15 protein-coding genes, 2 pseudogenes and 1 riboswitch are annotated in these 14,245 nt (G+C 30.0%); of the genes and pseudogenes, 8 read left to right on the top strand and 9 right to left on the bottom strand.

What is annotated here, in order from left to right:
• Window positions 1–34: 34 nt before the first annotated feature.
• A riboswitch (FMN riboswitch) is annotated at window positions 35–148 on the bottom strand.
• Window positions 149–207: 59 nt separating this feature from the next.
• The 4 genes from AGR56_RS12805 to AGR56_RS12790 are packed head-to-tail and all read right to left on the bottom strand — an operon-like array spanning window position 208 to window position 3,746.
• Window positions 208–1,215 carry a hypothetical protein gene (locus AGR56_RS12805; RefSeq protein ID WP_053242558.1) on the bottom strand — a complete coding sequence of 336 codons (1,008 nt, stop codon included), beginning with the start codon at window positions 1,213–1,215 and terminating at the stop codon, window positions 208–210.
• A complete protein-coding gene (locus tag AGR56_RS12800) occupies window positions 1,193–1,651 on the bottom strand; it encodes a hypothetical protein (protein ID WP_053242557.1) in 459 nt (152 codons plus the stop codon). Before AGR56_RS12800 ends, AGR56_RS12805 begins: the two co-directional genes overlap by 23 nt.
• Before the next feature lie 14 nt (window positions 1,652–1,665).
• Window positions 1,666–3,072, bottom strand: a complete 1,407-nt coding sequence (locus tag AGR56_RS12795) for a HAMP domain-containing sensor histidine kinase (RefSeq protein ID WP_053242556.1) — start codon at window positions 3,070–3,072, stop codon at window positions 1,666–1,668.
• Window positions 3,048–3,746: a response regulator transcription factor gene (locus AGR56_RS12790; protein WP_053242555.1), complete on the bottom strand. Its 699-nt coding sequence runs from the start codon at window positions 3,744–3,746 to the stop codon at window positions 3,048–3,050. Before AGR56_RS12790 ends, AGR56_RS12795 begins: the two co-directional genes overlap by 25 nt.
• 553 nt (window positions 3,747–4,299) lie before the next feature.
• On the opposite strand from AGR56_RS12790, the gene AGR56_RS12785 reads away from it, so the two are divergent.
• Complete coding sequence (locus tag AGR56_RS12785; RefSeq protein WP_053242554.1) at window positions 4,300–4,674, top strand: hypothetical protein; 375 nt, start codon at window positions 4,300–4,302, stop codon at window positions 4,672–4,674.
• A gap of 229 nt (window positions 4,675–4,903) precedes the next feature.
• On the opposite strand, the gene AGR56_RS12780 is transcribed toward AGR56_RS12785, so the two are convergent.
• From AGR56_RS12780 to AGR56_RS12760, 5 genes are read right to left on the bottom strand one after another with little or no spacing between them, the layout of a single operon-like run.
• Window positions 4,904–5,431, bottom strand: coding sequence for an isochorismatase family protein (locus AGR56_RS12780; RefSeq protein WP_053242553.1), 528 nt, complete (start codon window positions 5,429–5,431; stop codon window positions 4,904–4,906).
• Window positions 5,415–5,945: an ABC transporter ATP-binding protein gene (locus AGR56_RS12775; protein ID WP_053242552.1), complete on the bottom strand. Its 531-nt coding sequence runs from the start codon at window positions 5,943–5,945 to the stop codon at window positions 5,415–5,417. Before AGR56_RS12775 ends, AGR56_RS12780 begins: the two co-directional genes overlap by 17 nt.
• A complete protein-coding gene (locus AGR56_RS12770) occupies window positions 5,938–6,798 on the bottom strand; it encodes an ATP-binding cassette domain-containing protein (RefSeq protein ID WP_242851441.1) in 861 nt (286 codons plus the stop codon). Before AGR56_RS12770 ends, AGR56_RS12775 begins: the two co-directional genes overlap by 8 nt.
• Complete coding sequence (locus AGR56_RS12765; protein WP_242851440.1) at window positions 6,780–7,400, bottom strand: energy-coupling factor transporter transmembrane component T; 621 nt, start codon at window positions 7,398–7,400, stop codon at window positions 6,780–6,782. Before AGR56_RS12765 ends, AGR56_RS12770 begins: the two co-directional genes overlap by 19 nt.
• A gap of 13 nt (window positions 7,401–7,413) precedes the next feature.
• Entirely contained in the window at window positions 7,414–7,638 is a 225-nt protein-coding gene (locus AGR56_RS12760) for a hypothetical protein (protein ID WP_053242550.1), read from the bottom strand.
• 164 nt (window positions 7,639–7,802) lie between these two features.
• Here AGR56_RS12760 and AGR56_RS21975 point away from each other — a divergent pair, with 164 nt between their 5' ends.
• From AGR56_RS21975 to AGR56_RS12725, 7 genes and pseudogenes are all read left to right on the top strand, one after another.
• Entirely contained in the window at window positions 7,803–8,426 is a 624-nt protein-coding gene (locus AGR56_RS21975) for an HTH domain-containing protein (protein ID WP_242851439.1), read from the top strand.
• Window positions 8,427–8,476: 50 nt separating this feature from the next.
• The gene (locus AGR56_RS21970) at window positions 8,477–9,082 is read left to right on the top strand and encodes a PRD domain-containing protein (protein ID WP_242851438.1); all 606 of its coding nucleotides are present in this window, start codon (window positions 8,477–8,479) and stop codon (window positions 9,080–9,082) included.
• Window positions 9,083–9,235: 153 nt separating this feature from the next.
• Window positions 9,236–9,792: pseudogene (locus AGR56_RS22890) on the top strand (Gfo/Idh/MocA family oxidoreductase).
• Window positions 9,793–9,894: 102 nt separating this feature from the next.
• Window positions 9,895–10,886: pseudogene (locus AGR56_RS12740) on the top strand (Gfo/Idh/MocA family oxidoreductase).
• A gap of 346 nt (window positions 10,887–11,232) precedes the next feature.
• Window positions 11,233–11,712: a beta-galactosidase gene (locus AGR56_RS12735; protein WP_157055767.1), complete on the top strand. Its 480-nt coding sequence runs from the start codon at window positions 11,233–11,235 to the stop codon at window positions 11,710–11,712.
• An 11-nt stretch (window positions 11,713–11,723) separates the two neighbouring features.
• The gene (locus tag AGR56_RS12730; RefSeq protein ID WP_347460537.1) at window positions 11,724–12,131 is read left to right on the top strand and encodes a beta-galactosidase trimerization domain-containing protein; all 408 of its coding nucleotides are present in this window, start codon (window positions 11,724–11,726) and stop codon (window positions 12,129–12,131) included.
• Window positions 12,132–12,475: 344 nt separating this feature from the next.
• On the top strand, window positions 12,476–14,107 hold the full coding sequence (locus tag AGR56_RS12725; RefSeq protein ID WP_053242545.1) for an NAD-dependent malic enzyme: 1,632 nt from the start codon (window positions 12,476–12,478) through the stop codon (window positions 14,105–14,107).
• Window positions 14,108–14,245 lie beyond the last annotated feature (138 nt).

Raw genomic sequence — 14,245 nt, 5'->3', positions numbered from 1 at the left:
AATACCAAAAAATATGCATCAAAAACACATACTTTCTTTCCTTCTTTCATCCAGACTTTAACTGTCGGCCCCGGAATTTAACCGGATCTGCCAAATGGCTTGCGGCTTTACCGCCGATCGGGAATTTCACCCAACCCCGAAGGATAATCTCTATTTAATTATTTTTAGTTTACCATTGTAATTTAATTATGTCAATAATATTACTCTCTACTTTATATTCTGAAAAGTCTTATCCCACTTATCAACGTATGAGCCAGTTGCCCATTGGGACATAACTACCTGAGCATTTTCATCAATAGCTATAGTTTTCTCTATTTTTTCTATTGAATTATTTTCAATACTTACTATATTTAGCTTATTGTCCGTTATTGTAATCATAAAATTATTATTTAAAGATGTATACGCATCTAAAACGTCCGGAAACTTGTATTGAATGGTTTTAAAAGGAATAAATAAACGATCATAAGTAGTCAATATTTTAGGCACCTCTATATTTACATTAAAATCTTCATTTGCAATTCTTCCTCTTATTATCCATTTTCCTTTAGATCTTACAATTCCCCAATTGGTCTCAAGTTCATCTTTATCTAACTTATAATCAGATTTACCTGTCTTTACAAGGTATTCCTCTGCATTTCTACTTAGTAAATCATTATTGTTATTTCCTATTATTTTTGAAAATGCAACACTATTGCCATAAATGTTATCCAATGGCAATACAGAAAGATAAGTTTTTGATACATATTTGCCATAACTGTTTGTTTTTAATTCACTATTCTCAAGAGATATATACTCATTTCCAACAAAGTTTATTTTATAATCAATAGTATTATCCTGTTTAGCAGAACTTACATTTTTAACTATACTATTTGCAGCAGTATTAAGTGTTCCTGTCCAAATTTGATCCCTAACATATACTCCATTTTCATTTATCTTATCAACTCCAACCATCATAAAACCATTTTTTCTTGGAACAATTAAATTATTCATTTCCTTTATGCCAAATTGATTTTTATCATTACTATTTATCCAAATTGTCTTATATTGATAGCCATAATCAGTACTATATCTTAATCCTATAAGCACACCATTTTGTGCCATGACTTTTTTCTTTCTATCGCCATCTGTAAGTTTATTTTCATCAGGTCCTTTGGACCTATTTTTATTAATTTTTATTGTTCCATTTTTTTCTTTAAGAAAAAAACACGCCTTCATAATTCTTCAATATAAGGTTATCACTAACTTGTATATATTCATCATAAAATGAATTTCTAGAGGAAATAGTTACAACCTTTACCTCCTTCTCATCTATTCCAAGTTGAGAAGGTTTTATTTTAAAATTAGATTCAAAATAATTTTCAGTGTCAACTACTTTTATCTTATAGTTGGGTTTTTTACAAATGTCATTATTAAATCTTGCTTCAAAATTACTAAAAATAGCTTTTTTACCTATAATACTTTTAATTTTTTCATCTGTTAAATTTGTTTGCCCTGCTTTCACAAACTTAGAAACTGTCCACTCACCATATAATGGAACCCTTGAAGTTTTAGTAGGTGCAATTCTAACATTAAAATACAAATTCATATTTTTGTAAAGCAAAAAAGCTGTTACGATTACAAAAACGAAAATTATAGTATTAATTTTTTTCAAATTATCACCTTTTTCTATAATATAGGTAGTATTATACGCACCTCGGTTCCCTTTCCAAGCTTACTATTAATTTCAAGTTTACCACTATGAAGTTCTACTATTTCCTTACAAATAGATAAGCCTATGCCATTACTTGATTTACTACTTTTCCCCTTAAAAAACTTTTCTGTAACTCTTGGCAAATCGCTTTCCGGTATACCAATTCCAGAATCTTTTACAATTATTATTAAGTTATCGTCTTTAGTTTTAGCTTTAAGCTCAACTGTACCATTTTCTTCTGTAAATTTAAATGCATTATCAAGGATATTTATTAAAAGTTGCTTTATTCTGTTTTCATCTACAAGTACAATAGGAATGTTATCATCCATTGTTACCATAAATTTAATATTGTTTCTTAACGCTTTAAGCGACATTTGCTTCTGTATATATAAAATTGTATTTACAATATTAACATTATTTCTTTTTAGAACTATTTTTCCTGAAATAAATTTTGAAAAATCAAGAAGTTCTTCTACAAGCTTTGATAATCTATCACTTTCAGTTTCTATTATATTGAGTCCAGAAATCATCTCTTCTTTATCCTCTAAATTTCCAGTACGTATTGTTGATGCCCATCCTTTTATGGATGTTAATGGGGTCCTAAGCTCATGTGACATAGATGCCATAAACTCATTTTTTAAATTATCATTTTTTAATATTTCGTCAGCCATAACATTAATAGTATCAGACAATTCGCCTATCTCATCATCCCTCTTTTTTACTATTCTCTCATTAAAGTTTCCAGAGGAAATCTTCTTAGCCATTTCTGTAATTTCTCTTAGAGGTTTTACTATAGAATTAGATAAAAACATGCTTGATATTCCGCCAATTGCAATTATACAAATGCCTATTAATATAAGAATAAAGCTTATCTTTATTATGGTCATATCAACATCTTGTACAGATGTTATAAATCTTAGTACTCCTTCTATTTTTCCTTTTGACTTTAGTGGATAGGATATGCAAAGTATCTTCTCCTTAGAGTTTTCGTCTCTCTCTATAACTTTTCCGGCTTCACCCTGCAGTGCCTTTTTTATATCCTTGCTTTTCACCTTCTCTTCTGTAAAATTCCCAATAGAATCCATAAGCATATTGCCAGATTTGTCTATTATTTGCACTTCTGCATGTGTATTATTCCAAAATACATCTGCATTATTTTGAACATTTTCTTTAAGTGTATTTGTAGACAAGTACATATCGTAAAAATTAGCTGAAACTTTTATTTGGTTTAGAAGAAGATTTTCAATATTATTATAGTAATACTTATCCACAGCAACAATAAAGAAAAGTTCAAAGCTTACTACAGTTACGGTTATTAAAAAAAGATAACTTCCAAGTAGTCTAGCTCTTATGCCCTTCAAGCTTGACTCTCCTTTCTCCATCTATATCCTATTCCCCAAACTGTCTCAATATATTTAGGGTTAGATGAATCGTCTTCTATTTTCTCTCTAAGCCTTCTTATATTAACATCAACTATTTTTGTATCTCCAAGATAGCTGTATCCCCAAACTTGATCCAAAAGTTCAGCACGACTTAAGGCTTTTCCAGAATTCTCTATAAATATTTTTACAAGTGAATATTCCTTTGGTGTTAAATCCAGCTCCTTGTCACTCTTATATACTTTTCTAGCTAAATTATCAACTTTAAAAACACCTGAAACTAAAATGTTATCATTATTTTTAGTCTCATTATCCATACGCCTCAGGATAGCATTTACCCTTGCTATAAGTTCAAGTGGATTAAAAGGCTTTACCATATAATCGTCCGCCCCAAATTCAAGTCCCATGATTTTGTCCATATCCTGACTTCTTGCGGTAAGTATTATTATTCCAATATCGCAAAACTTTTTTCTAAGAATTTCACAAGTTTTAAAACCATCCATTCCTGGAAGCATAACATCCAATATTACAATATCTGGCTTATCAATGGTAGCTTTTTCAATTCCTTCTTCTCCTGATTCCGCCTCAATAACAATAAAATTGTTTCTCTTAAAGTTTATTTTAATAAATCCTCTTATGGATGCTTCATCTTCAACTATCAATACTTTTTTTCCCATATTTCACCTCTAACTAGCAATAAAAAAATCATTTTTCTTCAAAAAAATTACATAAATTCAATGTAATTATATCACACTTTATTTTCAAACTTATTTCTTATCTATTTATTGTAACTATTTTGTAACTTTAATATATATAAACATTTATTAATACGTTAACAAAATGTACATTGAATAATAAAAATACATGTGATATTTTATAAGTAGACAACATAAAAGTTTGAAATGACTAATACCAGTTTTATCCTGTGAAACTGGTATTTATCTAAGAGCACAGAGTACGGAGTACAGAGTACAGTGAAGGATGATTTTTCTCCGCTATCGCTTCGAAAAATCTTAAGTTTAATGCTTACGCATGGCATAAAGTATAGTGCTCAGCGCAGCTGACACTATCAAGTTCTAAGATTTACCTGAGAGAAACGAAAGGTAAATCCACCTTCACTGTACTCTGTCATCTGTACTCTGAGTCAACTTTCAGTTTATCAGTATGAACTTGGTAGTGCTAATCTTAACCTTTCAAGTTCTTTATTTATAATAGTGGGGTGACGTTATTTTGAATAAATTAAGGGATTATTTTAGAGGTTCTTACGGAGTAGATAAATTCTCAAAATATTTATATGCCATTGGTGCTATTCTTTTATTCACCAAATACACAGCGGTCATAGGCTTTGCACTAATAATTTTCAGCACAATAAGAAGTATTTCTAAAAATATCTACAGTCGTCAAAGAGAACTTAAAGGATTTGAAAATTTTTTAAATGGTTTGCAAAACAAATTTCACAATTTCAAGCCAGGCATAGGACACTCAAGTCAATATAAAATATTTAAATGTCCAAATTGTTCACAAAAATTAAGAGTTCCAAAAAAACAAGGAAAAATAGTTATAACTTGCAAGAAGTGCGGTACATCCTTTAAGAAAAGAACTTAGTAAAAAAATAGAAAAGAGCTTACAGTTAAACTTGCTGTAAGCTTCTTTATCAAAACCCTATTAAAATAAAAATTACTTTTCAATCTCCCCAACAACTTCTATTCCATTCATTCTCATATTGTACAATGCAAATAAATTCATTAGCTCAGCATTGTGATTAGTTATTTCTAATTCGTAAGTTTCAACCCCTTTGATAGGTATTATTATTCTTGAATTTATATTCTTTTCATTAAAAAAAAGTTTTTTGAGTAAGACAATAATTCAAAACACATATATCAGTAACATCTCCCAAAACTATTATATTTGTTTTGTCCATATTATTTTCAAGCCATTTTGAATAATCTTCGCATAGGAATCCATTTACGCTGTTTTTAAAACAAATCGTGCTGTTCTCATCCACAAATAGTTGTAATTCATCAACAATCTCACTTTCACTTGTATTTTCTATGCAGTGCTCCACATAAGAGTTAAACTCAGCTGAGGTTTTAGTATGCTTATCCACAAAAAATATCTTATGATACTCTTTAAAATAATCATTAACTTTAACCGCATACGGTATTATCTTTGCAACTAATTCTGAGCTTAAATTTCCTTCTCTGCAAAAACCATTTATTAAATCTACATTTACTATTACAGTATTTTCTGGACTAAAGTCACTCACCTTTAATATTGGCAATTTCTCAAAGGATTCTAATATCCTTAATAAACTTTCCTTTGATTTTTCTATGAACTTATCCTTATCAGTTATTTTTTCCATAAAACACATCTCCTCTTTGTAAAAATTCTTCTACAGATATAATAATTTTTGTATCCATGGCTATTACCGAGGCAATACTTATAAGTTTTCTTTCAGCTAAGCTAAGATCATATGGATTTTTATTAATCTCATAAGATATGCCAACTTCCTCAAGAGCAAGTTTTGAGTTTTTTTTAGCTTCTTCCCTGCTTTGACCTATATTCAAAGGTCCAAACATCACCTCATCAATAACTTTATTTTTAAATATTTGATCATCTGGATTTTGAAATACCATTCCAATGTGTTTAGAAAGCTTAGCTGCGCTTACGGACTTTGTATTTATTCCATTTATAATTATATCTCCACTTTTAGGTCTTAATAGCCCTTTAAGCAATTTAACAAATGTGGTTTTTCCCGTACCATTTTGACCTATTATAGCCGTAGACCTTTCATCGAAGTTTAAATTCAACCCCTTTAGTATTTCTTCTTCTTTATCATAATAGAAATGTAGATTTCTGATTTCTATATTATTCATTATTCTTCACCACCAAGCTGCAAGCATCCTCCAAAGTTACTGGATACAAGCCTGTCTTCATATCTTTTAATTTTAATCCCCTACATATTTTAGTATAAACAGGCGGCGTAACTCCATAACTTTCTAAATCTTCTTTTGAAAAAACTTTTTCCGGAACATCGAAATCTACTATCCTACCTTCACTTAGCAGCATTATTTTAGATGCATACTTTGCAATTTTCTCCATCTTGTGGTCAACCATTATTACAGTTTTTCCATCTTCACTTAACTTTTCAATTGCTTTATACACCTCTTCTGAACCTTGTGGATCAAGCTGTGAGGTTGGTTCATCTAATATTATTATTTCTGGACTCATAGAAATAACACTAGCTACGGCAACTCTCTGCATTTGACCACCTGACAATTCAAATGGACTTCTATCCTTGTGCTTATATATATCAAGTAATTTTAGTGAATAATCTATTCTCTCTATCATTTCATTTCTAGGCATTCCTAAATTCTCAAGTCCAAATGAAATTTCTTCATATACGGAAAGCTTTGAGCCCGTAATTTGTGTAAAAGGATTTTGAAAAACCAATCCAACCTTTTTTACGATATCGCTTATTCTGCTGTTTAAAACCTCCATATTACAAACAAATACTTTACCACCATAAGCTCCTTTATAAAAATGAGGAATAAGCCCTACTAGTGCCTGACATAAAGTTGATTTTCCAGATGAATTTTTTCCTATTATCCCTATAAATTCTCCTCTTTTTACTTTAAAACTTATGTCATTTAATGCCAATTTATCCGTCAAAGGATATTTGTATTTTAAATTCTCTACAACTATTTCTTCTATATAAGTATCCTCCAAATAATTGCCGCCGCAAATGACATTATCATTGCCAATCTTATAAATTTACTGCCTGTATAAATCTCTTCTTCATTTAAAAATGTTTTTTTAACCTTTGAATCAAAAGCTTTAATCCTCACTATGATACTTCCCTCTGTTTCCATTCCCCTTGATCTTTGGGCATCTGTAATTTTATTCATAGTTAAAGTCATTTCTGGTATTAACTGAAGCACAGAGTTCAAAACATATCCTATCTTAGGAGATAATCCTCTTCTCACAAAAGTTTCAATCAAATCCGATGGTTTAGTGGTAAGTATAAGTATTGCAACAGAACACAATATATTTAAAACGCGTAGACAAATTGTGAGTGCATAAAGCAGTCCTTCTTTATAAAAAATCAAACTGCCAAATCTGAATAATTCGGTTTTATTTCCAGCTTTAAATAATCCTTGAATTAAGATAACTGAAAGTAAAACAATGAAGCTAAATCCTATAATTGGCACAACCCTTTTTAAAACTTTTCCAATGCATAAAAATATTAAACTTAAAGCTATAAAAGTTAAAGCTGTAATTCTGCTTGGAAGAATTATAGGTATTGCGATTGCCAAAATTATATACAGCATTTTAGTAATCGGATCAATTTTGTGCATTATGAATTGCTGATACTATTGAAGCTATAATTCCAAGCATAACAGCTCTTCCAATATTCTTAACCCAACCACTGTATGCAAGCATACCAACAACAAGTCCAATTGCAACACTTGTAAATCCATATATAAAACTTACTGGCGATATTGTTAGTCCATAAATTATGTTGTTAATTGCACCACATATAGCTCCAACAATTAGTCCTGAAAGCATTCCTGCAAGTATCGTTCCTATTGAATCAAGACAAAGTAAAAGTTTTAAAAGTTAAAACGATAGGGCAAAGTAATATTTATTTTGATATAATATAATAAAAATTCGGTAATTAACATAAAGCTTCTTATAATATATCTTCTGCAAAGTAAGTAGGTGAACGTAAATTGAATCGAAGACATAGAGATATTTTAAATTTAATCTTAAACACAGAGGACTACATTACTGGAAATGAATTAGCTAAGCTTTGTAACGTTACACTCAGGACAATAAGGCGAGACATAAAAAAAATTAATGAGACCTTAAAGGAATACGATTCTCAAATAACTTCTAGTTTAAAAAAGGGGTACTTTCTTAATAAAAAAAGCAAGAATGTTTTGAAAGAAAGTAATCTTATAAGAAAAGTATTAGATTATGAATATATAATTGAAGTTCCAAATTCACCACTAGACAGACAAATATATATATTGTTAAAATTAACAACTAAAAAACATATTTCTTTAGAAGAATTAGAAAAAACTTTATATGTGTCAGAAGCTACTGTAAATAACGATGTTGCTCTAATGAACAAATGGTTAAAAAGCAATTTAAGATTAAGAATAGGTTACTCTTTAAATAAAGGCTTTACACTTAAGGCAAATGAAATAGAAAAAAGAAATATTATCAGCTGGGTTTTAGCAATAAGACTTAATATAAGCTCAGTATTAAAATATTGGAACTACTTATTTGACGATAAAGATGTTATCTCAAAGGCTAGAGCTATTTACCAGAAACAGATTGGCTTAATTTAGAGCAATGTTTTAAATCAAAGCAATTTCTTCATGGAACAGATATTAAAAATGTGGAAACGAAAGAAACTGCTTTTATAGTGGATAAGTTTTTTTTAACCTTAAAGGAAGAATTCAACATAAATTTAAGTGCTAAGCCAGATAATAGATACAAATTAATTCTGTATGTTGCTCCAATGATAAATCGCTTAAAATATATGCATTGCATACCTAATAGTATAGATAAAAAAATTATTGAAACCTACAAAACTGAATTTAAAATGGCAATAGAACTTAAATATATAATAAAAGAAAAACTAAAGCTTGATATAAAAATGATTGATTTAGCCTATATAGCTATGCATCTAGTATCAATGTGTGGATTGTGGAAATATAAGTTTAATACCATAATAGTTTGTGATTATGACGAGTCTATATTAAGTTTTATTAAGGACAAAATCAAAGATTGCTTTGGAGAAAAGCTAAAAATAACTAGGTTTTATGATTATCAGGAATTTATGTACGAAGAAAAAGAAAAACTAAAAGAAGTAGAGCTTATAATTACTACCTCAACTATAGCCGATATTACGGATATTCCCTTCATCAGAATAAACCCTGAAATTGAACAAAATGACCTTGATATGATAAAAGAATACCTTGATACCTACAAAAGAAGGTAAATAGCCATTATACTAATATATATTTTTATTACGATAACCCCTTTAATAGTATTGTGAAATAACGTATAAAGATTTTCACTATTTATGGTGACATATTTTAGTTTGTAGGAAAATAGTAGCCTACTATAATTTAATTAAAGGAGATGAAGTAATATGCTTACAATTGGTTATATTGAAAATGGTAAAAGCACCAACAGATATCATTTACCCTTCGTTTTACAAAGGAAAAATATCAAGGTAAAAACTATTTATGAGAGAAATCCTAAACACGAAAAATGGGCTAGAATTAAAGGCATAAATTACACCTCTAATTTAGATGACTTATTAAAGGACAAGGAAATACAATTGATTGTAGTTTGCGCACTGCATAACAGTCACTATGAATATGCAAAAATGGTACTAGAGCATGGTAAAAAAGGCTGTTTTATTAAAGAAAAAAAGATCGCCAGGAAGAGCATTTAAAACTGTTTTATATGCCAGAAAATAAAGATTTTGGAGTTGACACCCTTGAACACTATGGTGTGCTTACCTACATTGACAGCAGCGGAAATATGCATGAGGAAAAGGTAAAATTCGTAAATGGTGACTATGGAAGAGTCTATGATGATTTGTATGAAACAATTAAAAACGGCAAAAATAAAACTATAACAGATGCTCAAACCTTATTACAAATGGAAATATTAGAAACAGGAATAAAAAACTTAAAATAAAAAATATTGAGGAAGCGAAGGTGAAGGAAGAAACATTGCTTATTTAATTGAGCTAATAGCTATACATAATAATTTCAAAAATATAAACTTGGAGGGATAAAAATGAAGTTAGGTATTATTGGCGCTGGTATGATTGTTAATGATTTCTTGACAATCACTTCCCATTTAAAAGATTTAGAATTAGAAGCTATCTTCGGACGAAAAAATAATGAAAAAATAATGAAGGAACTAAAAAATAAATATAAAATTAAAAATATTTTTTTTGACTACAATGAATTATTAAATAGTGATGTTGATACAGTTTATATTGCTCTTCCCAATAATCTGCATTTTGAATTTTCTAAAATAGCATTAGAAGCAAATAAAAACGTTATTGTAGAAAAACCTATGACCTCAAACTATAAAGAAGCGTTAAGCTTAAGTAATCTAGCTAGGAAAAAAATTTATTCATATTTGAAGCAATTACAAATCAATACCTGCCTAATTATAAAAAAATAAAAGAACTACTTCCAAGCTTAGGCGAAATAAAAATTGTCCAATGTAATTATTCTCAATACTCTACAAGATATGACAGCTTTAAAGCAGGTTCTGTACTGCCATCCTTTGATCCTAATTTCTCTGGTGGTGCTCTAATGGATTTAAACATTTATAATATTCATTACATTGTTGGTTTATTTGGAAAGCCTAAAAATATTGAATATTATCCTAATATTGAAAAAGGAATAGATACCTCTGGAATTTTGATGTTGGATTATGAAAAATTCAAATGCGTTTGTATTGGAGCAAAAGATTGCAAAGCACCTATTGCAAACAATATTCAAGGAGATAAGGGCTGTATATATCAAGATACCCCAGCAAATATCTGCAAGAAATTCGAATTATTGATGAATGATGGAACAAGCAAGCTAATCAATGAAAATAATTATGAGCATCGCATGGTTAATGAATTTATCGAATTTATAGACATCATTAAAAATAACAACCTAGATAAGTGCTATAAGCTGCTTAACCACAGCTTAATAGTTAGTGATGTTCTGACAATTGCAAGAAAAAAAGGCGGAATTATATTTCCTGCAGACAACACTTCAAGGTAGCTTTTATAAAAAATAAAGCAGTTGGAAAAGTGAAGCTCCAACTGCTTTTATCATATTATTAAAACATCAGTTTTTGTTCATTTTCTATATTTATATAATAGCATTTAATTGTTGAGAATATATTACAAGATTTAATACAATATATTAACATTTTAAATAACCGTTTTCCGATATTTATTAGGTGATATTCCTTTCCATCTTTTAAATTGACAACTAAAATGCGCTAAATTTTTATACCCTTTTCTGAATATGACCACCCAAAAAGCATAAATTCCAATCTAACACTGGTAACCTATGTGCATTTGCTAATATTCCTTAATTTCCCATAATACCTCCCTCTATTGGTTTGGATAAAATATTATATGGAACAGCTTATTACTATGAATACTTACCTTACGACCGTTTAGAAAAGGATATAGCTATGATGAAAAAGGCTAATATCAATCTTGTTAGAATTGGGGAAAGTACTTGGAGTGCATATGAACTTCAAGATGGTATCTTTGACTTTTCTCCATTAGACAAAGTATTAGATGCTATGAACAAAGCTAACATTAGCGTAATAGTAGGAACACCAACTTATGCTTTTCCAACATGGCTTGTAAAAAAATATCCTGAGATAATGGTTACAACTAAAGATGGTCAAAAGAAATATGGTTCAAGACAAATAATGGATATTACTAATCCAGTATTTCTAAAATACTCAAAAAGAATCATCAAAAAAATGATAAAGCATGTAGCCAATCATCCAGCAGTTATAGGCTATCAAATAGATAATGAAACAAAACACTATGGAACCTCTAGTGAAAACGTTCAAAATCTACCTTAAAACTAAATTCAATATTTAATCAAGATATAGATAAAAAAATAAGTGATTGGATGGAACTTTTAATTCCTGATACTGCTGATGTTATAGCAACATATGAGCATAAACACTGGGGTAAATACGCCGCTATTACTGAAAACAACTATGGCAGCGGAAGTTCAGTATACATTGGATGCCTTCCAAGTAAAGAAGTAATTAACACACTATTAAGATATTATACTGATAAAATTGGAATTATCCGAGATGATTCTTTGCAATTTCCTATAATCTATAAAGAAGCAGTAAATGATGAAAATCATAAAATAAGATTTTATTTCAATTATTCTGATAATGACGAATATATAACTTCTCCATATAACATGGTAGATTTGTTAACTGGAGGTAACATTAAATGTGGGGATAAAACAAAACTTTCTTCTTAGAGATATCTTATTACAGAAGAAAAATAAAAATATGGTCTTTTCCTATATTTTCTGAGTTTAATGGAGATGCTATAGCCACTGCTATGTTTTTACACCATGGTTTGAATGAAAATCAATAGCACAAACTCTTACAAAGGTGGAGTTTAAACTTTATTCTTGGTATAATATACTTTATTATAGATGAATAACTGGAACATAGAAATTATAAGTACCAAACGTATCCTGTCAAATCAAAATTTGTAACTTCAAATTTTCAAGTTTCAAGTTGTCTATATATGGCTTGTTTAGTTTCTATACGGTTGAAATTTATTGGATAAGATTAAAATTTAAAGGAGTGTTATTGGATGATAAACCTAAAAGGACAAGATTTATTAAGGAACCCATTTTTAAACAAAGGAACTGCCTTCACAGAAGAAGAAAGAGAGAAATATGGTATTACAGGCCTTCTTCCAAGTACAGTAAGAACAATTGAAGAGCAGGAACAAATTGTATATGAAAGAACAAAAGCTTTTGAAGACAATCTTGAAAAACACAATTATCTTATGAATTTATTTGATATAAACAGAACTCTTTTTTACTATACAGTTGGAAAACATGTTACCGAGTTTCTTCCAATAATCTATACTCCAACTATAGGTGATGCAGTTATAAATTATTCTAAAAATTATGAAACTCCAAAAGATGCTGTATTTTTATCCATCGATCACCCTGAAAACATAAAGAAATCCATTGAAGCAGGATTAAAAGATCTTGATGAAATTAAACTTATTGTTGTCACAGATGGTGAAGGTGTTCTTGGAATTGGAGATTGGGGAGTTCAAGGTGTTGACATTTCCATAGGAAAACTTGCAGTATATACTGTTGCAGCTGGTGTTAATCCTAAAAATGTTCTTCCTGTTGTAATAGATGCTGGAACAAACAATGAAAAACTTTTAAATGATCCATTATACACAGGAAATAGACATAAAAGAGTTACAGGAGAAAAATACGATAATTTTATAGACGAATTTGTAAAAATCTCCACAGAACTTTTCCCTGAAGTTCTAATTCACTGGGAAGATTTCGGACGTGGAAATGCAAGCAGAATACTAGAAAAATATAGATCAAAAATTTGTACTTTTAATGATGATATTCAGGGTACAGGCGTAATGATGGTATCTGCTATGAATGCCATTGCAGAAGTCACAAAAATTCCTGTAAAAGACCACAAAGTATTAGTATTCGGTGGTGGTACTGCTGGAATTGGAATTTCAGATCAAATACTTCTTGAAAAAGTTAGAACTGGAAAAGCTGAAGAGGAAGCAATAAAAGATTTCTATATTATAGACAGATACGGACTTGTTACTGAAGATATGGAAAACTTAACAACTGGTCAAAAGAAATATGCTAGAAAAAAAGGAGAATTTGAAACCCCTTTAACTGATATTGCTGATATAGTAGCAGCAGTCAAACCTACAGTTCTCATAGGCTGTTCTGGAGTTCATGGTGCTTTTTCTGAAACTGCTGTAAGAAAAATGGCAGAAATAAATGAAAGACCTGCTATTATGCCTATTTCAAACCCTACAAGGCTTGCAGAAGCAACTGCAAAAGATCTTATAGAATGGACTGACGGAAGAGCACTAGTTGTAACAGGAAGCCCTTCTGCTCCTGTTGAATATAAAGGTGTTACTTACAAAATAGGTCAGGCAAACAATGCTCTACTTTACCCTGGTCTGGGACTTGGAATAATAGTTGCAAAAGCAAAGACAGTTTCAGATGCAATGCTTTCTGCTGCTGCTCATGGAATTGCAACTCTTCAAGATCTTTCAAAACCTGGTGCATCAATACTTCCGCCTGTTGCAAGACTCAAAGAAGCTTCAAAGTTAGTTGCAACCGCAGTTGTCAATGCAGCAATTAAAGATGATTTAAATAGAGCTCCTATAACAGATGCGAAAGAAGCTGTTGAAAAAGAAATTTGGGAAGCTAAATATAAATAAAAGATATAGATAGACAACTTGAAAGGTTAAAATGACTAATGCCAAATTAACCCTGTTAAACTGGAATTTGTCGAGCACTACAGTGAAGGGTTTTAACTCACTTCGTTTGTTAAAAGACTAAGGTTTTCGCTATGCGAA

The sequence above is a fragment of the Clostridium sp. DMHC 10 genome (assembly GCF_001270375.1).
Lineage (GTDB): Bacteria > Bacillota > Clostridia > Clostridiales > Clostridiaceae > Clostridium_S > Clostridium_S guangxiense.
This window is presented reverse-complemented; position numbering and strand designations above follow the sequence as displayed.